The sequence below is a fragment of the Bradyrhizobium iriomotense genome, assembly GCF_018130765.1.
GTDB classification, from domain to species: domain Bacteria; phylum Pseudomonadota; class Alphaproteobacteria; order Rhizobiales; family Xanthobacteraceae; genus Bradyrhizobium; species Bradyrhizobium iriomotense_A.
This window is the reverse complement of sequence record NZ_JAFCJZ010000009.1, coordinates 99,624-120,716: the sequence shown is the minus strand read 5'-3', so window position 1 is coordinate 120,716 and position 21,093 is coordinate 99,624. Positions and strand designations below refer to the sequence as shown.

19 protein-coding genes are annotated in these 21,093 nt (G+C 65.5%); 6 read left to right on the top strand and 13 right to left on the bottom strand.

Annotated elements, in window-relative coordinates; genetic code table 11:
• Positions 1-7: 7 nt before the first annotated feature.
• The 8 genes from pdhA to eno all read right to left on the bottom strand — a co-directional run bounded on the left by pdhA (position 8) and on the right by eno (position 9,098).
• The gene (gene pdhA, locus JQ635_RS17460) at positions 8-1,030 is read right to left on the bottom strand and encodes a pyruvate dehydrogenase (acetyl-transferring) E1 component subunit alpha (protein ID WP_211411076.1); all 1,023 of its coding nucleotides are present in this window, start codon (positions 1,028-1,030) and stop codon (positions 8-10) included.
• A gap of 279 nt (positions 1,031-1,309) precedes the next feature.
• The gene (gene adh / locus JQ635_RS17455) at positions 1,310-2,827 is read right to left on the bottom strand and encodes an aldehyde dehydrogenase (protein ID WP_211411075.1); all 1,518 of its coding nucleotides are present in this window, start codon (positions 2,825-2,827) and stop codon (positions 1,310-1,312) included.
• 312 nt (positions 2,828-3,139) lie between these two features.
• Complete coding sequence (locus tag JQ635_RS17450) at positions 3,140-4,111, bottom strand: GAF domain-containing protein (protein WP_211411074.1); 972 nt, start codon at positions 4,109-4,111, stop codon at positions 3,140-3,142.
• A 220-nt stretch (positions 4,112-4,331) separates the two neighbouring features.
• A complete protein-coding gene (locus JQ635_RS17445; protein WP_129271678.1) occupies positions 4,332-4,649 on the bottom strand; it encodes an FtsB family cell division protein in 318 nt (105 codons plus the stop codon).
• 128 nt (positions 4,650-4,777) lie between these two features.
• Positions 4,778-5,329 (bottom strand): NADPH-dependent FMN reductase, encoded by a 552-nt coding sequence (locus JQ635_RS17440; protein ID WP_211411073.1) that lies wholly within the window; start codon positions 5,327-5,329, stop codon positions 4,778-4,780.
• A 180-nt stretch (positions 5,330-5,509) separates the two neighbouring features.
• On the bottom strand, positions 5,510-6,508 hold the full coding sequence (locus JQ635_RS17435) for an MBL fold metallo-hydrolase (protein ID WP_211411072.1): 999 nt from the start codon (positions 6,506-6,508) through the stop codon (positions 5,510-5,512).
• 121 nt (positions 6,509-6,629) lie between these two features.
• Entirely contained in the window at positions 6,630-7,763 is a 1,134-nt protein-coding gene (locus tag JQ635_RS17430; RefSeq protein WP_211411071.1) for a zinc-binding dehydrogenase, read from the bottom strand.
• 51 nt (positions 7,764-7,814) lie between these two features.
• Positions 7,815-9,098, bottom strand: a complete 1,284-nt coding sequence (gene eno, locus JQ635_RS17425; protein ID WP_211411070.1) for a phosphopyruvate hydratase — start codon at positions 9,096-9,098, stop codon at positions 7,815-7,817.
• A gap of 174 nt (positions 9,099-9,272) precedes the next feature.
• Between eno and JQ635_RS17420 the strand changes: the two genes are divergently transcribed.
• From JQ635_RS17420 to JQ635_RS17410, 3 genes are all read left to right on the top strand, one after another.
• A complete protein-coding gene (locus JQ635_RS17420; protein ID WP_211411069.1) occupies positions 9,273-10,250 on the top strand; it encodes a Vgb family protein in 978 nt (325 codons plus the stop codon).
• 138 nt (positions 10,251-10,388) lie between these two features.
• A complete protein-coding gene (queF, locus tag JQ635_RS17415; RefSeq protein WP_165424973.1) occupies positions 10,389-10,841 on the top strand; it encodes a preQ(1) synthase in 453 nt (150 codons plus the stop codon).
• Positions 10,842-10,857: 16 nt separating this feature from the next.
• Positions 10,858-11,667, top strand: a complete 810-nt coding sequence (locus tag JQ635_RS17410) for a substrate-binding domain-containing protein (RefSeq protein ID WP_211411068.1) — start codon at positions 10,858-10,860, stop codon at positions 11,665-11,667.
• 169 nt (positions 11,668-11,836) lie between these two features.
• Here the strand turns inward: JQ635_RS17410 and glsA are convergent, their stop codons facing one another.
• From glsA to JQ635_RS17390, 4 genes are all read right to left on the bottom strand, one after another.
• Positions 11,837-13,711 (bottom strand): glutaminase A, encoded by a 1,875-nt coding sequence (gene glsA / locus JQ635_RS17405; protein WP_211411067.1) that lies wholly within the window; start codon positions 13,709-13,711, stop codon positions 11,837-11,839.
• Positions 13,712-13,820: 109 nt separating this feature from the next.
• Complete coding sequence (locus JQ635_RS17400) at positions 13,821-15,029, bottom strand: MFS transporter (protein WP_211411066.1); 1,209 nt, start codon at positions 15,027-15,029, stop codon at positions 13,821-13,823.
• Positions 15,029-15,892, bottom strand: a complete 864-nt coding sequence (kdsA, locus tag JQ635_RS17395) for a 3-deoxy-8-phosphooctulonate synthase (RefSeq protein WP_211411065.1) — start codon at positions 15,890-15,892, stop codon at positions 15,029-15,031. The genes JQ635_RS17400 and kdsA overlap by 1 nt, the downstream gene beginning before the upstream one ends.
• A 126-nt stretch (positions 15,893-16,018) precedes the next feature.
• Positions 16,019-16,345 carry an NIPSNAP family protein gene (locus JQ635_RS17390; RefSeq protein WP_211411064.1) on the bottom strand — a complete coding sequence of 109 codons (327 nt, stop codon included), beginning with the start codon at positions 16,343-16,345 and terminating at the stop codon, positions 16,019-16,021.
• A gap of 187 nt (positions 16,346-16,532) precedes the next feature.
• On the opposite strand from JQ635_RS17390, the gene JQ635_RS17385 reads away from it, so the two are divergent.
• From JQ635_RS17385 to JQ635_RS17375, 3 genes are all read left to right on the top strand, one after another.
• On the top strand, positions 16,533-17,210 hold the full coding sequence (locus JQ635_RS17385; RefSeq protein WP_211411063.1) for a response regulator transcription factor: 678 nt from the start codon (positions 16,533-16,535) through the stop codon (positions 17,208-17,210).
• 10 nt (positions 17,211-17,220) lie between these two features.
• Positions 17,221-18,597 (top strand): sensor histidine kinase, encoded by a 1,377-nt coding sequence (locus JQ635_RS17380; RefSeq protein WP_211411062.1) that lies wholly within the window; start codon positions 17,221-17,223, stop codon positions 18,595-18,597.
• A gap of 107 nt (positions 18,598-18,704) precedes the next feature.
• Positions 18,705-19,367: a class I SAM-dependent methyltransferase gene (locus tag JQ635_RS17375; protein WP_211411061.1), complete on the top strand. Its 663-nt coding sequence runs from the start codon at positions 18,705-18,707 to the stop codon at positions 19,365-19,367.
• Positions 19,368-19,371: 4 nt separating this feature from the next.
• Here JQ635_RS17375 and JQ635_RS17370 read toward each other — a convergent pair whose 3' ends face one another.
• On the bottom strand, positions 19,372-21,003 hold the full coding sequence (locus tag JQ635_RS17370) for a CTP synthase (RefSeq protein ID WP_211411060.1): 1,632 nt from the start codon (positions 21,001-21,003) through the stop codon (positions 19,372-19,374).
• Positions 21,004-21,093: the final 90 nt, after the last annotated feature.

Sequence of the window (21,093 nt, the reverse complement as noted above, 5' to 3'; positions counted from 1 at the left end):
CGCGCGTTCAGCGGTAAACGTCGGTCCAGAGCTCGGCGGCATCCGGCTCGGGATCATGCTGGGCAAAGTCGGCGGACGCGTTGACGATGTCGCGCACCTCGGCGTCGATCGCCTTCAGATCGGCCTCGCTCACCTTGGCCGCCAGCAGGCGATTGCGCACCTGCTCGATCGGATCCTGGTCGTGGCGGACCTTCTCGACCTCCTCGCGCGTGCGATATTTTGCGGGGTCGGACATCGAATGGCCGCGATAGCGGTAGGTCTGCATCTCCAGGATGAAGGGGCCCTTGCCGGCGCGGCACCAGGCCGCCGCCTCTTCGCCCGCCGCCTTGACGGCGCGGACGTCCATGCCGTCGACCTGCTTGCCGGGGATGTTGAAGGACACGCCGCGCTTGGAGAAATCCTGCTGGGCCGAGGCGCGCGAGACCGCGGTGCCCATGGCGTAGCGATTGTTCTCGATGACGTAGATCACCGGCAGCTTCCAGAGCTCCGCCATGTTGAAGCTCTCATAGACCTGGCCCTGGTTGGCCGCGCCGTCACCGAAATAGGTGACGCTGACATTGCCGTTGCCGCGATAGTGATTGGCGAAGGCCAGACCCGTGCCAAGCGAAACCTGCGCGCCGACGATGCCGTGGCCGCCGTAGAAGTGCTTCTCCTTGCTGAACATGTGCATGGAGCCGCCCTTGCCCTTGGAATAGCCGCCGCGGCGTCCCGTGAGCTCGGCCATGACGCCGTTGGCGTCCATGCCGGTGGCAAGCATATGGCCGTGATCGCGATAGCCGGTGATGACCTGATCGCCCTCTTTCAGGGCCATCTGCATGCCGACCACCACGGCCTCCTGGCCGATATAGAGGTGGCAGAAGCCGCCGATCGCGCCCATGCCGTAGAGCTGGCCGGCCTTTTCCTCGAACCGCCGGATCAGGAGCATCTCGCGAAGCGCGGTGAGCTCCTGCTCCCTCGTGAATTCCGGGGGCGAACCGCCGTCGGTTTTGTCCTGTGCAGCGCCTGCGGCGGCTTTCTTGGGTGCGGCCATGGGAATTCCGGGTCAGAGAAAACTTTAGCCCTCTCTAACCCAAGTCAAACGCCCTTGGAAAGCACCGCGGCGGCATGCCACGACTTTCATTATGCCGCACTGCAACGTGATCGTAATATTGCAAAATGTTTGGCGCCGATCGGGCAACAAATCGCTGCCGGGGGACGGCACGCGCAGATTCGTGGCCGCGTCAAGAAACGCCCGGTCAACCAAGTCCCGACATTTGGAACGGGCGACGCCGAAACGGCGCCGCCCTCTCCGCCGATCAGATCTTGCCGATCAGAAGAAGCCGAGCTTCTTCGGGCTGTAGCTGACCAGGAGATTCTTGGTCTGCTGGTAGTGATCGAGCATCATCTTGTGGGTCTCGCGACCGACACCCGACTGCTTGTAGCCGCCGAAGGCCGCATGCGCGGGATAGGCATGGTAGCAATTGGTCCAGACCCGGCCGGCCTGGATCGCCCGGCCGAAGCGGTAGCAGCGGTTGGCATCGCGGCTCCAGACGCCGGCCCCGAGGCCATAGAGCGTGTCGTTGGCGATCGCGAGCGCTTCGTCATCGGTCTTGAAGGTCGTGACCGAGACGACCGGGCCGAAGATCTCCTCCTGGAAGATGCGCATCTTGTTGTGGCCCTCGAACACCGTCGGCTGGACATAGAAGCCCTTGGCGAGATCGCCGCCGAGTTCGGCACGGCCGCCGCCGGCCAGCACCTTGGCTCCTTCCTGCTTGCCGATGTCGATATAGGAGAGGATCTTTGCCAGCTGCTCGCTCGAGGCCTGCGCGCCGATCATGGTGTCGGCCACGCGCGGATCGCCCTGCTTGATCGCGGCGACGCGCTTCAGCGCCCGCTCCATGAAGCGGTCGTAGATGTCGGCGTGGACCAGCGCCCGGCTCGGACAGGTGCAGACCTCGCCCTGGTTCAGCGCGAACATGACGAAGCCCTCGATCGCCTTATCGAAGAAGTCGTCGTCCTCGGCGGTGACGTCCTTGAAGAAGATGTTGGGCGACTTGCCGCCGAGCTCCAGCGTGACCGGGATGAGGTTCTGGCTGGCATATTGCATGATCAGCCGGCCCGTCGAGGTCTCGCCGGTGAAGGCGATCTTGGCAATGCGCGGACTGGACGCCAGCGGCTTGCCGGCCTCGAGGCCGAAGCCGTTGACGATGTTGAGCACGCCCGGCGGCAGCAGGTCGGCGATGATCTCGGCCCAGACCATGATCGAGGCCGGGGTCTGCTCGGCGGGCTTAAGCACCACGCAATTGCCGGCGACGAGCGCGGGCGCAAGCTTCCAGCAGGCCATCAGCAGCGGGAAGTTCCAGGGAATGATCTGGCCGACCACGCCGAGCGGCTCATGGAAATGATAGGCGATGGTGTCGTGATCGATCTCGCCGATCGAGCCTTCCTGGGCGCGCACCACGCCGGCGAAATAGCGGAAATGGTCGATCGCGAGCGGCAGGTCGGCGGCGCGGGTCTCGCGGATCGGCTTGCCGTTGTCCCAGGTCTCGGCAATTGCGAGGCGCTCGAGATTCTCTTCCATGCGGTCGGCGATCTTGTTCAGGACCGCGGCACGCTCAGCGACGCTGGCACGGCCCCAGGCGCCCTTGGCGGCATGCGCCGCGTCGAGGGCGGCCTCGACGTCCTGCGCGTCGGAGCGCGCGATCTTGCAGACGACCTGGCCGTTCACCGGCGAGGCATTATCGAAATACTTGCCGGCAGCCGGCGGGACGAACTTGCCACCGATGAAATTGTCATAGCGTTCGGCGAACGGATTCTGGGTGACGCCGAGGAATTCCACCTTGTTCATTGATCACTCCCGATGTTGGTGTTTGCGCTTGTCGCCGTGTGTTCACGACTTGCGCAGACGATGATGCGGGAGGTGTTTTCTGTCAGCCCGGTCGGGAGCGATGGCGGCGCGGACCTGTCGCAGTTCTGCGACAGTCGTGGGCGAGGCAAGCGCGAGATGGAGCGCCCCTGCTTCCACGCCGTCATTGCGAGCGCAGCGAAGCAATCCAGGCTGCGGCCGCGGAGGGACTCTGGATTGCTTCGCGGAGCCTGTCATCGGGCCGCGCTTCGCGCAGACCCGTTGGCTCGCGATGACGGTAGAGGAAACAGCGGCTCAGTGGCTCAGCTCGAAGCGCTTGAGCTTCCGGTGCAGCGTGGCGCGGCTGACGCCGAGGGCCTTGGCGGCCGCGGAAACATTGCCGCCCGCGCGGAGCAGCGCCCGCTGCAGCACCGCGCGCTGGCCGCTGGCAAGTTGCTCATGCGCGATATCGCCACCGAGCAGATCGGCCGCGGGCACTGGCCGCAACGGGCGGCCGGGCGCGACCCCAAGTCCAATGCCGAGCCCCACCCGGGCGGAGCGGGTCGCACCGATCACGAGATCGTCCGCATCGACGGCCACGAGGCCGCCGCACTGACCATCCGCGGCCGGCGTCAGCACGATGCGGGCATGGGCGAAGGCGCGGCGGAACATGTCGGCCTCGATGCGTTTGGCCGCCTCGCTCGCCGCCAGTGCGATCAGACTGGAAAACGCATCGGTGCGGTCGGCGCGGCAGGAGGAGACGTCGAGCACGCCGGCAAAGGCCGCCTCGTGGTCGTAGATCGGAACCGCGGTGCAGCTCAGAAGCGTGTTGCGGGTGAAGAAGTGCTGGTCGCGATCGATGGTCAGCGGCCGCTGCTCGACGACGCAGGTGCCGATGCCGTTGGTGCCCTCGTGCTCCTCGCTCCAGAGCGCGCCGGTCCACAGACCCCAGGACTGGAACGTCGCATCGTCCGCGGGCGTGCCGCGACGGTCGACCGGCACCCCCTCGCCGTCGGCGAGCAGCACACAGCAGCCCGCCGCGCCCACCGCCTGATAGAGCCGGTCCATGGCGCCTCGCGCGGCGGCCAGCAGCGGCGCGATGCGCTCGCGTGCCTCGCGCAGTTCCGCCTCCGTCAGCCGTTTCGGCAGGCCGCGGCCGGAGGGGTCGAGATGATGCAATCGGGACGAACGGCGCCAGGAGGCCACGAGCGCGGAACGAGCCGCCTGGCCTGATGCAATGGCGGCCTCGACACGGGCCGCGTGATGCTGGGGGGCTTGCCCATTCATCACCGTTTCCTCCGGGTGGCATTCTTAAGACGTGCCGGCGGGGCCTTATTGATCTCCGTCAATCCTGGAGGCCGCGCGTCGAACCAGCCATGCCCCCGCCGGTGCAGCTCCGTCAAGGCGACAAACCGACTATCGCCTTGCGACTTCCGGTTGCGACTGACACGGCGTCCGCAGGGCTCGGCGACGGCTTTCGATACGGCTTTCGAATCGCGCGAAAGTGCTAGTTCTGCGGGATCATCCGAACGAGATCATGCGGATTGACGTAGTCGAGCTGGAACCGGGCCCGCTCGTCCAGCATGTCGGGATCGATCCTCGAGGTGCGCAGCAACGAGACGCGCTGCTCGCTCCGGGCACGCTCGCGCTTGAGCTGCGCCAGCTCGCTCGTCAGCGCGATGATCTCCTGGTCGAGTTCCTGACGGGCGTTGAGGCCATATTTGCCGGTATAGGCGTTGACGCCGAAATAGCCGACGATGGCGGCCGCCATCGCATAGAGGGCGAGACCGGTCAGGATCGATTTCAGGCGCGCGCGGGAGACCATCTTGGGAAGATGGGGCAGCTTGGTTAAGGGAGCCCTAACATCAAGAGATCCCCTGCCCGACCCTCATGGCGAGATGCGAAGCGCCGTCTCCGGACGGCGCTTCGCTCGTGGCTGCGGGATGTTCGGCCTCAGCCGTGATGCTTCGCCACGTGGGCGGCGAAGGCATCGATGTAGGCCCGGAGCACACCCTTCAGCGAGTCCTTGATGAGGTTGCCCTCCGCATCGAAGGCATCTCCGACGGCGTTCAGGTAGGTCTCGGGCTGCTGCATGATCGGGCCGGCAATGCCGGGCAGGATGTTCTGCAGCGTCTTGGCGGCGCTGACGCCACCGAGCGGTCCCGGCGAGTTCGAGATGATGCCGACCGGCTTGCCGTTGAACGAGCTCTTGCCATAGGGCCGCGAGGCGACGTCGATAGCGTTCTTCAGTGCGCCCGGAATGGCGCGGTTGTATTCGGGGGTGATGAAGATGACGCCGTCGGACTTCTGGAGCTTGTCGCGGAAGGCCAGCCAGTCCGCGGGCGGCGCGGCCTCGAGGTCCTGGTTGAAGAAAGAGATGCCCGCCGGCGTGATGACCTCGAGCTTGAGCGAGGCTGGCGCGAGCTTGGCGAGCGCATTGGCAAGCTTCAGCGAAAAGCTGTCCTTGCGCAGGCTGCCTGCGATAACGAGGATATTATAGGCCATGGGGTGTCCTTGAAACCTTGAGGGGAAGTGCCGGGCGGCACTTAAGCGATCCGGATCGATGGATGCAAGTGCATGAACCGGTCCGATTTGGAAACGCTGCGTTTCGCGAAAGCAGATGGTTGCCCAAAACGATCAGGCCGCCAATCGGCGGCCTGACGTTCGCGCATGTTCGTACCGAAATCAGATCGTCGGATTCCAGGCCGACGGGATCAGGCGATACTTGGCGCCGTCCTTCTCGACATGACCGACCGAGGGGAAGGTGAAGTGGAAGCCGATCACGGTGGCCTTCTCCGCCGCCGCCATGTCATAGAACTTGTGGCGCGTCGCCTGCGCCATTGCAGCATCGTTGTCGAACATCACGTGCCAGTCCGGATTGCGCAGGAAGAACTCCGGAATGTTGGTGACGTCGGACTGGATCAGCACCTTTGCATCGCCCGAGGCGACCGCGAACGAGGTGTGGCCGGGCGTATGGCCGGGCGTCGCGATCGAGGTGATGCCGGGCGCCACCTCCTTGCCCCACTCGTACTTCGTCACCTTGGACTCGAGCCCGGCGAAGGTCTTCTTCACGTTGGCGAAGTAGTTCTTCATCATCGGGTTGGACTCGGCCTTGGCGACGTTGTCCTCGCTGGTCCAGAACTCCCAGTCCTTGCCCGGCACCATGATCTCGGCGTTCGGGAACGCGAGCGCGCCGTCGGCGAGACGGATGCCGTTGGTGTGGTCAGGATGCAGATGCGACAGCAGCACGACGTCGATGTTCTTCGGGTCGACGCCAGCGGCGGCAAGGTTTTGCAGGGTGCGGCCGACAGCGCCCTTGCTCGGCTCGAGATTGGCGACGCCGTTGCCGGTATCGATCAGCACGAGCTTGGAGCCGGTGTTGATGAGCTGCGGATTGAACGGCACCGTGACCATGCCCTTGGGCATGTAAGCGGCTTCGCCGGCGGCCGCGGCTTCTTCCTTCGGCACATTGACGACGAACTTGTCGGGCATCGGGAAGGTGCGCGCGCCGTCGTTGATCGAGGTGCACTCTAAGCTGCCGACCTTGTAGCGATAGAAGCCCGGCGCCTGCGTCCCGGCTGGCGGCACTGAGGCATTGGCAATGGTCGGGCGAAGTCCGGTGGCGGCAGCCGCACCGACGGCGGCGACGCCTGCGAGCAGGTGACGACGATTGAGATCGGTCATGGAGAGGTCCCCTTCTGAGCGCGCTTTGCGGTTTTTCCGCTTTCAACGGCGGCGGGAATAATCCCCCGCCTCGCCCAGAAGGCAAGACCTTCTTTCGGTGACCCGTCGTTGCGGATCACGATTATTTATTTGGGTTGATGAGGAATTTTTCGCCGGTGGCGCGTTTGGCATACGCCGCGACGTTGGCGGGATCGAGTGCCTCCTGAAGCGACACCACCTTGGTGTAGTGGCTGGCAAAAGTGGTCTTCAGTTCATTCACGACGCGCTGGCGCAGCCGTCCGATATCGGCCGGACCGATCTTCTGGAGGAACGGCGTCAGCAGCCATCCGCCGACACCCCAGGCCATGCCGAAGCCGCGCGGAAGCTCGATCGGGCGAACATCGAGCGCGCCGTAGACATAGACCTGCTTGTGCACGCTGGAGCCGTAGCGGCTGTATTCCTTGGCGGTCTTGTTGATCGCGACTTCCATGCAATTGAGGATGTCGCCGGCAAGCTTGCCGCCACCGATGGCGTCGAAGGCGATGGTGGCGCCGGTCTCGACCAGCGCGGCCGTGAGATCGTCGAGGAAGCTTGGCGCGCTGGAGTCGACGACATGCTTGGCGCCGATCTTCTTCAGGATCTCCGCCTGCTCCTTGCTGCGCACGATGTTGACCAGCGGGATGCCGTCGGCGATGCAGATCTTGTTCAGCATCTGGCCGAGATTGGAGGCGGCCGCGGTGTGCACCAGCGCCTTGTGGCCCTCGCGCCGCATGGTCTCGGTCATGCCGAGCGCCGTGAGCGGATTGACGAACCAGGACGCGCCCTCCGCCGCCGTGGTGCCCTCGGGCAGCGGCTGGCAATCCCTCACCTTCATCGTCCGGTACTGCGAATACATGGCGCCGCCGATCATCGCGACGGTCTTGCCCATCAGCGCCTTCGCAGCATCCGACGAGCCGGTCTTGATAACGACGCCGGCCCCTTCATTGCCGACCGGCAGGGACTGGTCGAGCCGCGCCCCCATCGCGCGCATCGCGCCGTCAGGCACCTTTGCGGTGATGACGGGCGCATCCTTCGTGCCCGAAGCCTTGGCCGTGCTCATGTCGGCCGCGCCGACGAGCAGGCCGAGGTCGGACGGGTTGATCGGCGCCGCCTGGACGCGGACGACGACTTCGTCGTCTGCAGGCTCGGGGGTCGGCACGTCGACAAGCGAGATTTCCAGCTCACCGCTCTTCTTGATCAGCGAACGCAGTTGCAGTCCGGTCTTGCCGTCGCTCATGTCGATCCTCCCCTGTCCCTGCTTTTCGCGCTTTCGTGCGGTGACGCTGGCTTATGCCAGCGCCTTCAGTGCCGCCTTGCCGCCGTAGAGCGCCTGCTTGCCGAGCTGCTGCTCGATACGCAGGAGCTGGTTGTATTTGGCAGTGCGATCGGAACGCGCAAGGGAGCCGGTCTTGATCTGACCGCAATTGGTGGCGACCGCGAGGTCGGCGATGGTGGAATCCTCGGTCTCGCCGGAGCGGTGCGACATGACAGAGGTGTAGCCGGCCTTGTGCGCCATCTCGACGGCGGCGAGCGTCTCGGTCAGCGTGCCGATCTGGTTGACCTTGATCAGGATCGAGTTGGCGCGGCCGGCCTTGATGCCTTCGGCGAGGCGCTTGACGTTGGTGACGAACAGGTCGTCGCCGACGAGCTGGCACTTCTTGCCGATGAGGTCGGTAAGCTCCTTCCAGCCGTCCATGTCGTCTTCCGACATGCCGTCCTCGATGGTGACGATCGGATAGCGCGAGACGAGGTCGCCGAGATACTTGGCCTGCTCGGAGATCGAGCGGGTTTTGCCCTCGCCTTCATAGACGTATTTGCCGTCCTTGAAGAACTCGGTCGAGGCGCAGTCGAGACCGAGCACGATGTCGGTGCCCGCCTTGAAGCCGGCCTTGCCGATCGCGTTCATGACGAAGTCGAGCGCGGCGTCGGCCGACGGCAGGTTCGGGGCGAAGCCGCCCTCGTCGCCGACATTGGTGTTGTGGCCGGCTTTCTTGAGCTCCGACTTCAGCGTGTGGAACACCTCCGCGCCGTAGCGCAGGCCCTCGGCAAAGGACGAGGCGCCGACCGGCAGGATCATGAATTCCTGGAAGTCGATCGGGTTATCGGCGTGCACGCCGCCATTGATGATGTTCATCATCGGCACCGGCAGGAGCCGCGCCGAGGTGCCGCCGACGTAACGGTAGAGCGGCATGTCGAGCGAGTTCGCGGCCGCCTTGGCGCAGGCCAGCGAGACGCCGAGGATGGCGTTGGCGCCCAGGCGGCTCTTGTTCGGCGTGCCGTCGAGATCGATCATGATCTGGTCGATCTGGGCCTGCTGCTCGACATCGAGGCCGCTCAGGGCCTCGAAGATCTCGCCGTTGACGGCGCCGACCGCCTTGGTGACGCCCTTGCCGAGATAGCGGGCCTTGTCGCCATCGCGCAGTTCCACCGCCTCATGGGCACCCGTCGAGGCGCCGGAGGGCACGGCAGCGCGGCCAAGCGCGCCATCTTCCAGCACGACGTCGACCTCGACGGTGGGATTGCCCCGGCTATCGAGAATTTCGCGGCCGATGATGTCGATGATGGCGGTCATGATGTGCACTTCCGTTCGTTAGGGCTGATCGGTGCCGCGGGTCTTACACGGGCCGCAAGCAAATGTGAACGCTTGGGCGCCCGGCATCGGCTGACGGGTGAAGCACCCGAGACTAAGCTTGAGAACATCGGGTCTGCGCGTCCATCCTCAATCCCAGGGAGTCGAGGTAACGCCATGAATCGCCGCCAGTTTCTTGCTTCGAGCGCCGCCGTCCTTGCCGCCCGCCCAAGTCTTGCGCAGGAGGCCCCGTTCCGGACGAAATATTTCCCTGTTAGCGCCGGCATTGGCTTGCACGATCTCACGCCCGCCCCTGACGGCACGGTCTGGTTCACCGCCCAGGGCAAGGGCCTGCTCGGCAGGCTCGATCCCCGGGATGGCAGTTTCAAGACGGTCAGCCTCGGCCAGGGCGCCGCCCCTCACGGCGTGACGATCGGCCCCGACGGCGCCCCCTGGATCACCGAAGGCGGCCAGAACGCGATCGCGCGCGTCGATCCGGGCGATCTCAAGGTCACGCTGTTCCGCCTGCCGGAAAAGTTCGCTTCCGCCAATCTCAACACCGGCGTATTCGACAAGACGGGTACCTATTGGTTCACCGGCCAGTCCGGCTATTACGGCCGCCTCGCGCCGAAGTCGGGCGAGATGAACGTATTCAAGGCACCAAGGGGCGTCGGGCCCTACGGCATCACCGTGACGCCCAAGGGCGATGTCTGGTACGCCTCGCTCGCCGGCAGCCATATCGCCAGGATCGACCTTGCGACGGGCAGCGCCCATGTCGTCGAGCCGCCGACGCCGAACCAGGGCGCGCGGCGGGTCTGGTCGGATTCGAAGAGCCGGATCTGGGTCAGCGAGTGGAACAGCGGCCACGTCTCCGTGCACGATCCCGCCGACGGATCCTGGAAGACATGGAAGCTGCCGGGCGAGCGTCCCCGCGCCTATGCGGTCTATGTCGACGACAAGGACAAGGTGTGGCTGACGGATTTTTCGGCCAATGCCATCGTGCGTTTCGATCCCGCCACTGAGAAGTTCAACGTCTTCGCCAGCGACAAGGCCAACGCCAATGTCCGCCAGCTCGACGGCCGTCCGGGCGAGCTGTGGGGCTGCGAGTCCGGCAACGACCGGATCGTCATGATCCAGACGACCGCCTCGGGTTGACGACGGCCACGATTGCGTCCATCCCGACATCCACTAGAGCGCGATCTTATCGCGCTCTAGCCGTTTCTTGATTGAGCATGATCTTTCGGAAAACCGGTGCCCACTTTTCCGGATCATGCTCCAAAGGATGTGACGACGATGGCGAAAAAATCCCTCCAGCTCGGCCGCGCGGTCGAATGGCCGCACACACCGGAAGAAGCCCAGCTCGACCGCGTACCCAACCCGCAAAAGGGCACGGATTATCTGGTGCGCTTCACCGTGCCGGAATTCACCTCGCTCTGCCCGGTCACGGGACAACCGGACTTCGCGCATCTGATGATCGATTACGCGCCCGGCCAATGGCTGCTGGAGTCGAAGTCGCTGAAACTCTATATCGCGAGCTTCCGCAATCACGGCGCCTTCCACGAAGACTGCACCGTCATGATCGGCAAGCGCATTGCCTCGGAGATCAAGCCGAAATGGCTCCGCATCGGCGGCTACTGGTATCCGCGCGGCGGCATCCCGATCGACGTGTTCTGGCAGACCGGCCGCGTGCCGAAGGGCCTGTGGGTGCCGGAGCAAGGCGTCGCGCCCTATCGCGGGCGGGGCTAGTAGGAGAAGAACAACAATGAAATCGATGTCTGCAACATTCCGCAGCGCTGCCCTGAACCTTTCCCTGGGCCTTCTGAGCGTCGTTTGGCTCACCGGCGCCTCCAACGCTGCCGAGGTCCGGGTGATGATCTCGGGCGGATTGACGGCTGCCTACAAGGCGCTTGTGCCGGAATTCGAGAAGACCACCGGCAACAAGGTGCTGACGGAATATGGGCCGTCGATGGGGACCACCACCAACGCGATTCCGGTACGGCTCGAGCGCGGCGAGCCGGCCGACGTCCTGATCATGGTCGGCTATGCGCTCAACGACCTCGCGAGCAAGGGCAAGGTCGTTGCCGGCAGCCAGGTCGATCTCACGAAGTCGCCGATCGGGATCGCCGTGAAATCGGGCGCGCCGAAGCCGGACATCAGCTCCGTGGACGCCGTGAAGCGCGCGCTGCTGGCGGCGAAGACGATCGCCTATTCCGACAGCGCCAGCGGCGTCTACGTCTCGACCGAGATGTTCGACAAGCTCGGCATCGCCGACGTCATGAAGGACAAGGCGCGCAAGATCCCGGCAACGCCCGTCGGCGAGATCGTCGCGCACGGCGAGGCCGAACTCGGCTTTCAGCAGATCAGCGAATTAAAGCCCGTCAAGGGCATCGACATCGTCGGACCGCTACCGAACGAGTTGCAGAAGATCACGATCTTCTCGGCCGGGATCGCGACCGGTTCGAAGGAGCCCGAGGCTGGCCGCGCCTTGATAAAATTCCTCGCCTCTCCCGCCGCACGCGAAGCGATCGTCGCGAGCGGGATGGAGCCGATCCCGGCTGGTGCAGCGAACTGAGACGAGCCGGACTCTTGCTCGTGTCCCGGACGCGGTGCAGCGTGAAACGCTGCGCCGCTGAGCCGGGACCCAGCACCACAAGTTCTGGACCCCGGATCAGCACCGCACCACGCCGCAAGTGCGGCGCGCTGCGGTGCATCCGGGGAACGAACAACAAGTTTCGGTATCGTCAGTAGGCGCTCAGCAGATCGACCTTCGCATTGGCCGCGACCAGCCGCCGCGCCAGGATCGCGGCGAGGTTGCGCATGATCTTCAGCGACGTCTCCGGGTGCAGGCGGCGGTAGTCGGCAAAACTGTCGAGCGGCAGCTCGAGGCAGGTGACGGGCGTATCGGCGAGAACGTCGGCGCTGCGGCTTTGCTCCAGGATCGCCATCTCGCCGAACTCCATGCCCGGACCGAGGGATGCGAGCCGCACGCCGCTGCGCAGCTTCACGCTGACCATGCCGCTCTGGAGAAAGAACAGCGAATTGGCGGGCTCGCCGGCGGCGATGATGCGCTGGCCGGCCGCGTAGTGCCGCGTGGTCGAGAGCTGGACGATCGCGGCGATCTCCTCCGCGTCGAGCTCGGCGAGCAGCGCCTGCTCGCCGAGATGCGCGCTCTCCTTGATGTCGGTGAAGCCGCCGAAACGGTAGATCACCTGGTCCTCGGCCCACTCGATGGCATCATCGAGCAGCGCGAAATGGCGCAGCCGGCGCGGCTCGGCCGTGCGCGCGGCGATCGCCCTCCACACCGCGGAGGTCTCCTCGAAGCCGGACAGAATGGCGGTGACGCCGGCATTGCCGAGCGCGGTCAGCGTCTCGCCGAGCAGTTCTGCGCCGGCCGCGGTGATGTCGGGGACGCGTCGGAAATCGATGATCAGGAGCGGCGCGTTCGGCGGCTCGCTGGTGAGCCTTCGCGTGACGTAGTCGATCGTGCCGAAATTCATCGCGCCGACCAGCTCGAGCACGCGGATGTCGCTGTGGCGCTCGTCGAGGATCTGCTGCTCGTGCGGCTGGCGGCTGCGGCGCGAGGAGATGCCGTAGACGTCATAGTCCGCCATGACGCTGGTGCGCACGTCCGCGTTGCGGTTGAGCATGTGCAGGTCGAACCGCGCCGACAGCGCCTCGCAGACCTTCAGGCCGCGCACGCTGTTGAAATGGTTGTCGAGCAGCGGCGAGAAGGTGCCGAGCCCAAGCTGCGAGGGCAGCGCCGCGACGATGCCGCCGCCGACGCCGCTCTTGGCGGGAATGCCGACGCGATAGGTCCACTCGCCGGCATAATCGTACATGCCCGAGCTCGTCATCACCGACAGCGTGCGCGCGACGATGTTCGGCGTGATCACCTGAACGCCCGTGACCGGATTGATGCCGCGATTGGCGAGCGTTGCCGCCATCACCGCGAGGTCGCGCGCGGTGACCAGGATGGCGCATTGGCGGAAATAGACGTCGAGCACGGCATCGACATCGTCGGGCAGCACCGCGTAGTTCCGCAGCAGCCAGGCAATCGCGCGGTTGCGGTTGCCGGTCGCGGTCTCCGAGGCATGCACGGCCTCGTCCACGCCGAGCTCGCGTCCCGCGAACTGGCTGAGCTTGGCGCGGACCCGCTCGAACGCGCCCTTCCCGTCCACCTCATAGATCAGGCCCGAGCAGGCGATGGCGCCGGCATTGACCATGGGGTTGAAGGGGCGGTTGTCGTTGGTGAGCCGGATCGAGTTGAAGGCTTCGCCGCTCGGCTCGACGCCGATGGTGGCCGCGACGCGCTCCTCACCGACCATCTCCAGCGCCAGCGCGAAGACGAAGGCTTTGGACACCGACTGGATCGTGAACGGCACGTCGCTGTCGCCGACCTCGTAGACATGGCCGTCGATGGTGACGAGCGCGATGCCGAAATGATCGGGATTGGCGCGCTTCAGCTCGGGGATATAGTCGGCGAGCTCGCCGGAATTGTCGGTCCGGAATTCGGCATGGCAATCGGTCAGGAAACGCCGCAGCGGTGGCTTGGTGAGATACCCGGTCAAGCGGGGCGTGCCGGCTGCGCTGGCGGAACGGCTGGTCTGGGCGTCCACGATCTCACACCTCGATTTGCCCAGAATAAAAGCAATTCGTGTGCCATGTATACGTTGCCGATGGTGTCATGGTGAGGGACGACGCACCGCTTACGTCCCCGAATGGACTTCAGCGCGCGTCGGAGGGGGCCCGCGGCTTGAGCAGCCGGGCGCAGACGAGGCCCAGCACCACCATGATCGCGGCGCTCGCGAGCAGGGTCGGCTCCTTGCCGGCATGCTGGAGCCCGAAGCCGTAGGCGAGCGGCCCGACCGTCTGCCCCATGAAGAAGAAGAACGAATGCAGCGACATCGCGGTCGCCCGCGCTCCGATCGACAGCTCGCTGGCGAACACCTGCAAGCAGCCATGGATCATGTAGAAGCCCCAGCCCATCGCCAGCATGCTGGCGAATTGCAGCTTCCAGCCGGGACCGAAGGCGAGCGCACCGAGCTGCAACGCCACGAGGCTCGCCCCCGCGATCATCATGCCCTTGACGCCGAGCCGCGGCAGCATGCGCGATACGGTGAGGGTGTAGAGCAACCCGCCGACCGCAAACCCCGCGATCACGATGCCCGCGATCGAGAGCGATTTTTCACCGAGATCGAACAGGAACGCGGCGATGAAGGGAAACAGGCCGAGCACGCAGCAGCCTTCGATGAACACGGCCGAGTAGCAGAAGCGCGTGTTGGGATTGGAGAAGATCGTGCGGTAGCCCTGCCGCAACGTCTTCAAATCCGTCTTTGGCGGCGTCGTCAGCGCGGCACCGCGAAAGCCTGCCGCCACCGCTGCGGCCGCGATCAGGCCAAGCACACCGAGGATCACGAGCACGCCGCGCCAGCCGATGAAATCGCCGATGATTCCGCTGGCGGATGAGCCGAGCAGATTGCCGGTCATCGAGCCCGCCATCGTGCGTCCGATTGCAACCTGCCGCTTGGCGGGCGCAACGAGGTCGGACGTCAGGCCGAGCGCGACCGGAAACACGCCGCCTGCGGCGATGCCGGCCAGGATGCGGCTTGCGAACAGGGCCGAGAAGGAGCTGGCGAGCGCGCCCAGGATGCAGGCGACGCCGAGCAGCGCCAGGCACGCCGTCATCAATCGCGCCTTGCCGAAAAGATCGGCGGCAGCTCCAATCGCCGGCTGAACTAGCGCGTAGATCAGGGCGAAACCGGCCGCGATGCTCGCGGCCGTCGCGATGCTGATCGCGAAATCATCCGCAACATGCGGCAGGACGGGATCGAGCGCGCGTGTCGACAGTGCCGCCGAGAATCCGGCGAGCGCAATGATGTTGATCGCGGGCGGAAATTTCTGGTCTTGAGACGGCCTGGTCACAGGCTGGTGCATTAGCGCGTGGTGCCCTTTGGGGTACTCTTGGCCAGCGCGTCGAACGCCATCAACCTGGCGATCAGCCCCTCGAACTCCCGCAGCGGCACCATGTTGGGACCGTCAGAGGGCGCACGATCGGGATCGGGATGGGTCTCGATGAAGACGCCGGCAACGCCGACCGCAACAGCCGCGCGCGCCAGCACCGGTACGAATTCGCGCTCGCCGCCCGACGACGTGCCCTTCCCGCCCGGCTGCTGCACCGAGTGGGTGGCATCGAAGATCACGGGCGCGCCGGTCGTGCGCGCCATGATCGGCAGCGCGCGCATGTCGGAGACCAGCGTGTTGTAGCCGAAGGAGGCGCCCCGTTCGGTGACGAGCACGTTGGGATTGCCGGCGCTGGTGATCTTGGTCACGACGTTGGCCATGTCCCACGGCGCCAGAAACTGGCCCTTCTTGACGTTGACGACCTTGCCGGTCGCAGCAGCAGCAAGAAGGAGATCGGTCTGCCGGCACAGGAAGGCCGGGATCTGCAGGACGTCCACCGCCTGCGCCACCTCGGCGCATTGCGCGGCATCGTGCACGTCGGTCAGAACAGGCAGCCCGAGCGAAGACCGGATCTCGGCGAAGATCGGCAGCGACTGCGCGAGCCCAAGGCCGCGCGCCGCCGACGCGCTGGTGCGGTTGGCCTTGTCGAACGAGGTCTTGTAGACGAGCCCGATGTTCAGCTGCGCCGCGATCTCCTTGAGCGCGGAGGCCACTTCCAGCGCATGCTGGCGGCTTTCAAGCTGGCAGGGTCCAGCAATGATCGAGATCGGCAGATCATTGCCGAATTTGACCCTGCCAATGGTGACGACCGGCGCCGCTGATGTCGAAGAGCTCAAGGCAAATCCCTCGTTTCGGCGCGACCATAGCCGCCATGAGGGTCGGATCAACCCCATTCGCCCCGGGCCATCCGAATATCTGGGTTGCGCCGGGGCTCCCGGCGCCGCCCTTGCAGCGGCAGGTTCCTACTTCACCGCCGAGAAGGCAGTCGGCGCCAGGATCTGGCTGACGATGTTGGCGACGATCTGGCCGTCCGCTTCGCTCTCGGCGCGCGCTTTCATCCAGTCCGGATCGGTCATGAACTTGCCCCACTTCGTCTCTCGCTCGGCCAGCGACTCCCAGGCCAGGAAATAGGTCAGTTCCTGGTTGGATTCGCCGATCAGCGTGGTGAAAAACCCGGCCTGCTTGATGCCGTGCTTCTCCCACAGCTTCAGCGTCACCGTCTCGAACCGCTTCAGGAGCGCCGGCAGGCGGCCCGGCACGCAGCGATACTGACGCATTTCGTAGATCATTCATGTTCCTCCCTGAACAGGTCCGGCGGTTATAGCGGCTGGCCCCGACGGTGTCTTGAGCCCCGCCCGGCCGCCCCTGTAGCGTTCTGCGCATGGCTTGAGCTTCCGGCGCTGCTCCAGACTCCCGCAATGCTGCCGCAATGATCGGGCCGCTACAAAGGCTCAGTTGCGGTCTAGGTGCCCTTACATGCGGATTTTGCTCGTCGAAGATGAAGCGGAAATGGCCGGCGCGCTGGCCTCGGCGCTGAAGCGCTACGACATGGTGGTGGACCACGCGCCAACGCTCGCCGAGGCGGAGGAGGCCATTTCCGCCGACGTCCATGCCGCGGTCCTGCTCGACCGCCAGCTTCCTGACGGCGACGGCCTCGCCTTGATCCCAAAGCTCCGCGCGCGCGCCGACGGCGTGCCGATCATCGTCCTGACTGCGCGGGGCGAACTCGCCGACCGCATTGCCGGGCTCGACGGCGGCGCCGACGACTATCTGCCAAAACCGTTTGCAGTCGAGGAACTGCTGGCGCGGCTGCGCGCCGTGCTGCGGCGGCCCGCGGGCCTCTCCCCCGAAATCATCCGCGCCGGCCGCCTCGCCTTCGATCTCGGCCATCGCGAAGCCAGCATCGACGGCGCCCCGTTCGAGCTGCCCCGCCGCGAGCTGCTGGTGCTCGAGGCGTTGATCCGCCGCATGGGCCGGACCGTGCTGCGCTCGGCGCTCGAAGAGGCTGTCTACAATTTCGACGATGAGATCCAGTCCAACGCACTCGACACGCATGTCTCGCGGCTCAGGCGAAAGCTCGCGGACGCCGACGCAGGGATCGAGATCCACGGTATTCGCGGCGTCGGCTATCTCCTCAAGAAGCTGCCAGCCTGAAGAAGCTAACATGAGCAAACACGACGATCCCTATTGCCTGCGCTCGCGCCTGAGCTGGCGCCTGCTCTCGCTTCAGGCCGCGATCCTGGTCGCGCTGGTTGCCGTCGTCCTCGCGGGGCTTTGCGCCTCCGGCTTCGTGCTGGCCGGGCGCGACGAGGACCGCGTCATCGATGTCGTCCAGCGCGCGCTCACGCGCGAGGCGCAAGGTGGACTGGCCTTGCGGCCGACGGCCGAGCTGCAACAGTTGCGCAGCGAGACGCCGGACCTCTGGTTCCTGGTCCGCGACAAGCAGGGACATTCGCTCAGCGAAGGCACTGTGCCGGCCGAATTCGCCGCGATCGGCAACGGCCTCGACCAGATCAGCCAGGCGCGGCTCGGCTGGCAGATGTTCGAGGACGATCCGCGCAAGCCGGCGGCGCGGCTGAAGCGGGTCGACACCGATGCGGGCAATGTGCAGGTCATCACGGCGACACAAGGACGTCTGACCGGCGCCAAGGCGCTGTTCACGACATCGCTTGCATTCCTCGGCATCGCCCTGCCCGGCCTGCTGCTGATGGGAACGGCGACTTTCATTGCGACGCCGATGATCGTGCAGCGCGCCTTCAGGGGGCTCGATACCGCAGCGGACGAGGCGCGGCGCATCGACATCCATCAACGCGGCGCGCGGCTGCCGGTGGAGCGGATTCCGCTGGAGGTCGTGCCGCTGGTGACCGCGATCAACGACGCGCTGGCGCGGCTCGACCAGGGCTATGCCCGCCACAAGCGCTTCGTCGCGGATGCCGCGCACGAGCTGCGCACGCCGATCGCGATCCTGAACACGCGGCTGGAGTCATTGGCCCCGGGGCCGGACAAGACCCGCCTGCTGGAGGATGCGGCGCGGCTGGCGACGCTTGCCGAACAATTGCTCGATATCCAGCGGCTCGACCGCTGCGGCCATCCGTTCACGCGCGTCAATCTCGCCGCCGTTGCGCAAAGCGTCGCCGCCGACCTCGCGCCGCTGGCGATCGCCGCCGGCTACGAGCTGGCCCTCGATGCGCCGGCGACACCGGTCGAAACCATCGGCGATGCGGCGGCGCTGGAGCGCGCGCTCACCAACCTCGTGCAGAATGCGATCCAGCATGGCCCGCGCCGCGGCACGATCGGGATTCGCGTCAGCAAGCCTGCGAGCATCGAGGTCACCGATGAAGGCGCCGGTATCCCCACTGATCAGCGCGAGCAGATTTTTGAGCCGTTCTACCGGCTGACGCCGCTTGATCGCGGTGCCGGCCTCGGCCTCAACATGGTGCGCGAGATCGTGCAGCTCCATGGCGGCCACGTCTCGGTGGCGGACGGGCCCGACGGCGGCGCCTGTTTCCGGATCACGCTGCCGCCGATGCGGCAGAGCTGATTCAATTGGTATTCGCGTCCGACAGCGCAATGCTGTCGCAATGCGCTCTCGCGACACTGCATGCGCCGCACCTCCATTGAGGTGCAAATCAAGATGCCGGAGTGCGCATGCCCAACGATTTTCTTTCGTTCTTCCTGTCCTGGATGTCGTCCCCGCGTCGGGTCGGCGCGATCGCACCATCGGGTGCCGCGCTCGCCGATCTCATCACGCGCGAGATCAGTGCAACGACGGGACCGATTCTCGAGCTCGGGCCCGGCACCGGCGCGTTCACCTACAAGCTGCTCAAGCGCGGCGTCCGGCCGCAGGACCTCACGCTGATCGAATACGGCTCCGACTTCATGAAGCTCCTGCAGATGCGCTTTCCCGGATCGCGCGTGCTGTGGATGGACGCAGCGCGGCTTGCGACCGAGCGCCTTTACGACGGCGCACCCGTCGGCGCGGTCGTGAGCGGCCTGCCGCTGCTCAATATGTCGAGGCGCAAGGTCATCTCGATCCTCAGCGGCGCGTTCAGCTATATGCGCCCAGGTGGCGCCTTCTACCAGTTCACCTATGGCATGAGCTGCCCGGTGCCGCGGCCCGTGCTCGACCGGCTGGGCCTGCGCGCGAAGCTCGTGGACCGCGCTTTGCTGAACGTGCCGCCCGCCGCCGTCTACCGGCTGACGCGGCGGCCGCAGATGAAGCTGATTGCGGGAACACTGGCGCCTGAACCATCGGCGCGGGTCGCGCTCGCGCCGATGCATCACGCGCGCGACTACTCCGCCGCGCGCTGAACCATCAGACCAGCCGGCTCTGCACCATCGCCGCCTGAATGAACGAGGCGAACAGCGGATGCGGCTCGAACGGCCGTGACTTCAGCTCGGGGTGGAACTGGACGCCGATGAACCAGGGGTGATCCTCGTACTCGACGATTTCAGGCAGCACGCCGTCGGGCGAGAGGCCTGAGAATTTCAGGCCGTGCTGCTCGAGGCGGTCCTTGTAGGCGGTGTTGACCTCGTAGCGGTGGCGGTGACGCTCGGAAATCTCGGTCGCGCCGCCATAGACCTGCGAAACGCGGCTGCCGCGATTGAGCGCGGCGGGATAGGCGCCGAGCCGCATCGTGCCGCCGAGATCGCCGGCCTGCGTGCGCTTCTCGAGCTCGTTGCCGCGCAGCCACTCCGTCATCAGGCCGACCAGGGGCTCCTTGGTCGGGCCGAATTCGGTGGAGTTGGCGTCCTCGATGCCGACGAGGTTTCGCGCGGCCTCGATCACCGCCATCTGCATGCCGAAGCAGATGCCGAAATAAGGCACGTCGCGCTCGCGCGCGAACTGCGCCGCCTTGATCTTGCCCTCCGCGCCGCGCTGGCCGAATCCGCCGGGCACCAGGATGCCGTTGACGTGCTCGAGGAACGGCGCCGGATCCTCCTTCTCGAAGATCTCGCTCTCGATCCAGTCGAGATTGACCTTCACCTTGTTGGCGATGCCGCCATGCGAGAGCGCCTCGATCAGCGACTTATACGCATCCTTCATGCCGGTGTATTTGCCGACGATGGCGATGGTGACGTTGCCTTCGGGGTTGCGGATGCGCTCGTTGATCTGCTGCCAGCTCTGCAGTACCGGCGGAATCCGAGAGCCGATGCCGAAGGCGGCGAGCACTTCGTCGTCGAGGCCCGCATTGTGGTAGGCCTCGGGGACGGCATAGATGTTGTCGACGTCGCGCGCCTCGATCACGGCGCTTTCGCGCACGTTGCAGAACAGCCCCAGCTTGCGCCGCTCCTCCTTCGGGATCTCGCGATCGGTACGGCAGAGCAGGATGTCCGGCTGGATGCCGATCGAGCGCAGCTCCTTTACGGAGTGCTGCGTCGGCTTGGTCTTCAATTCGCCGGCGCTCGGGATGTAGGGCAGCAGCGTGAGATGGATGTAGACGGCGTGATCGCGCGGCAACTCGTTCTTGAGCTGGCGGATCGCCTCGAAGAACGGCAGGCCCTCGATATCGCCGACGGTGCCGCCGATCTCGACCAGCACGAAGTCGTAGTCATCGTTGCCGGAGAGGACGAATTCCTTGATGGCGTTGGTGACGTGCGGAACCACCTGGATGGTCGCGCCGAGATAGTCGCCGCGGCGCTCCTTGGTGATGATGTCCTGGTAGATGCGCCCCGTCGTGATGTTGTCGGCCTTGGTCGCCGGCCGGCCGGTGAAGCGCTCGTAGTGACCGAGATCGAGATCGGTCTCCGCGCCGTCATCGGTCACGAACACTTCGCCGTGCTGATACGGCGACATCGTCCCGGGATCGAGGTTGAGATAGGGGTCGAGCTTGCGGAGGCGGACCTTGTAGCCCCGGGCTTGCAACAGGGCACCCAGTGCCGCTGAAGCCAGACCCTTGCCGAGCGAAGAAACCACGCCGCCGGTGATGAATATGTACCGCGCCATGGGACTTAACCTCTAATCCCTCGAATTCGATTCGCCAAAGCGATTCGTCTTCCGCCCCAAAGATTTTGCGGGCCTGTGGGTGAGCCGAAA

What these genes read in the sequence shown, in the direction of transcription:
- pdhA (WP_211411076.1), bottom strand. Translation starts at nt 1,030, where the DNA reads ATGGCCGCACCCAAGAAAGCCGCCGCAGGCGCTGCACAGGACAAAACC.
- adh (WP_211411075.1), bottom strand. Translation starts at nt 2,827, where the DNA reads ATGAACAAGGTGGAATTCCTCGGCGTCACCCAGAATCCGTTCGCCGAA.
- JQ635_RS17450 (WP_211411074.1), bottom strand. Translation starts at nt 4,111, where the DNA reads ATGAATGGGCAAGCCCCCCAGCATCACGCGGCCCGTGTCGAGGCCGCC.
- JQ635_RS17445 (WP_129271678.1), bottom strand. Translation starts at nt 4,649, where the DNA reads ATGGTCTCCCGCGCGCGCCTGAAATCGATCCTGACCGGTCTCGCCCTC.
- JQ635_RS17440 (WP_211411073.1), bottom strand. Translation starts at nt 5,329, where the DNA reads ATGGCCTATAATATCCTCGTTATCGCAGGCAGCCTGCGCAAGGACAGC.
- JQ635_RS17435 (WP_211411072.1), bottom strand. Translation starts at nt 6,508, where the DNA reads ATGACCGATCTCAATCGTCGTCACCTGCTCGCAGGCGTCGCCGCCGTC.
- JQ635_RS17430 (WP_211411071.1), bottom strand. Translation starts at nt 7,763, where the DNA reads ATGAGCGACGGCAAGACCGGACTGCAACTGCGTTCGCTGATCAAGAAG.
- eno (WP_211411070.1), bottom strand. Translation starts at nt 9,098, where the DNA reads ATGACCGCCATCATCGACATCATCGGCCGCGAAATTCTCGATAGCCGG.
- JQ635_RS17420 (WP_211411069.1), top strand. Translation starts at nt 9,273, where the DNA reads ATGAATCGCCGCCAGTTTCTTGCTTCGAGCGCCGCCGTCCTTGCCGCC.
- queF (WP_165424973.1), top strand. Translation starts at nt 10,389, where the DNA reads ATGGCGAAAAAATCCCTCCAGCTCGGCCGCGCGGTCGAATGGCCGCAC.
- JQ635_RS17410 (WP_211411068.1), top strand. Translation starts at nt 10,858, where the DNA reads ATGAAATCGATGTCTGCAACATTCCGCAGCGCTGCCCTGAACCTTTCC.
- JQ635_RS17400 (WP_211411066.1), bottom strand. Translation starts at nt 15,029, where the DNA reads ATGCACCAGCCTGTGACCAGGCCGTCTCAAGACCAGAAATTTCCGCCC.
- JQ635_RS17390 (WP_211411064.1), bottom strand. Translation starts at nt 16,345, where the DNA reads ATGATCTACGAAATGCGTCAGTATCGCTGCGTGCCGGGCCGCCTGCCG.
- JQ635_RS17385 (WP_211411063.1), top strand. Translation starts at nt 16,533, where the DNA reads ATGCGGATTTTGCTCGTCGAAGATGAAGCGGAAATGGCCGGCGCGCTG.
- JQ635_RS17380 (WP_211411062.1), top strand. Translation starts at nt 17,221, where the DNA reads ATGAGCAAACACGACGATCCCTATTGCCTGCGCTCGCGCCTGAGCTGG.
- JQ635_RS17375 (WP_211411061.1), top strand. Translation starts at nt 18,705, where the DNA reads ATGCCCAACGATTTTCTTTCGTTCTTCCTGTCCTGGATGTCGTCCCCG.
- JQ635_RS17370 (WP_211411060.1), bottom strand. Translation starts at nt 21,003, where the DNA reads ATGGCGCGGTACATATTCATCACCGGCGGCGTGGTTTCTTCGCTCGGC.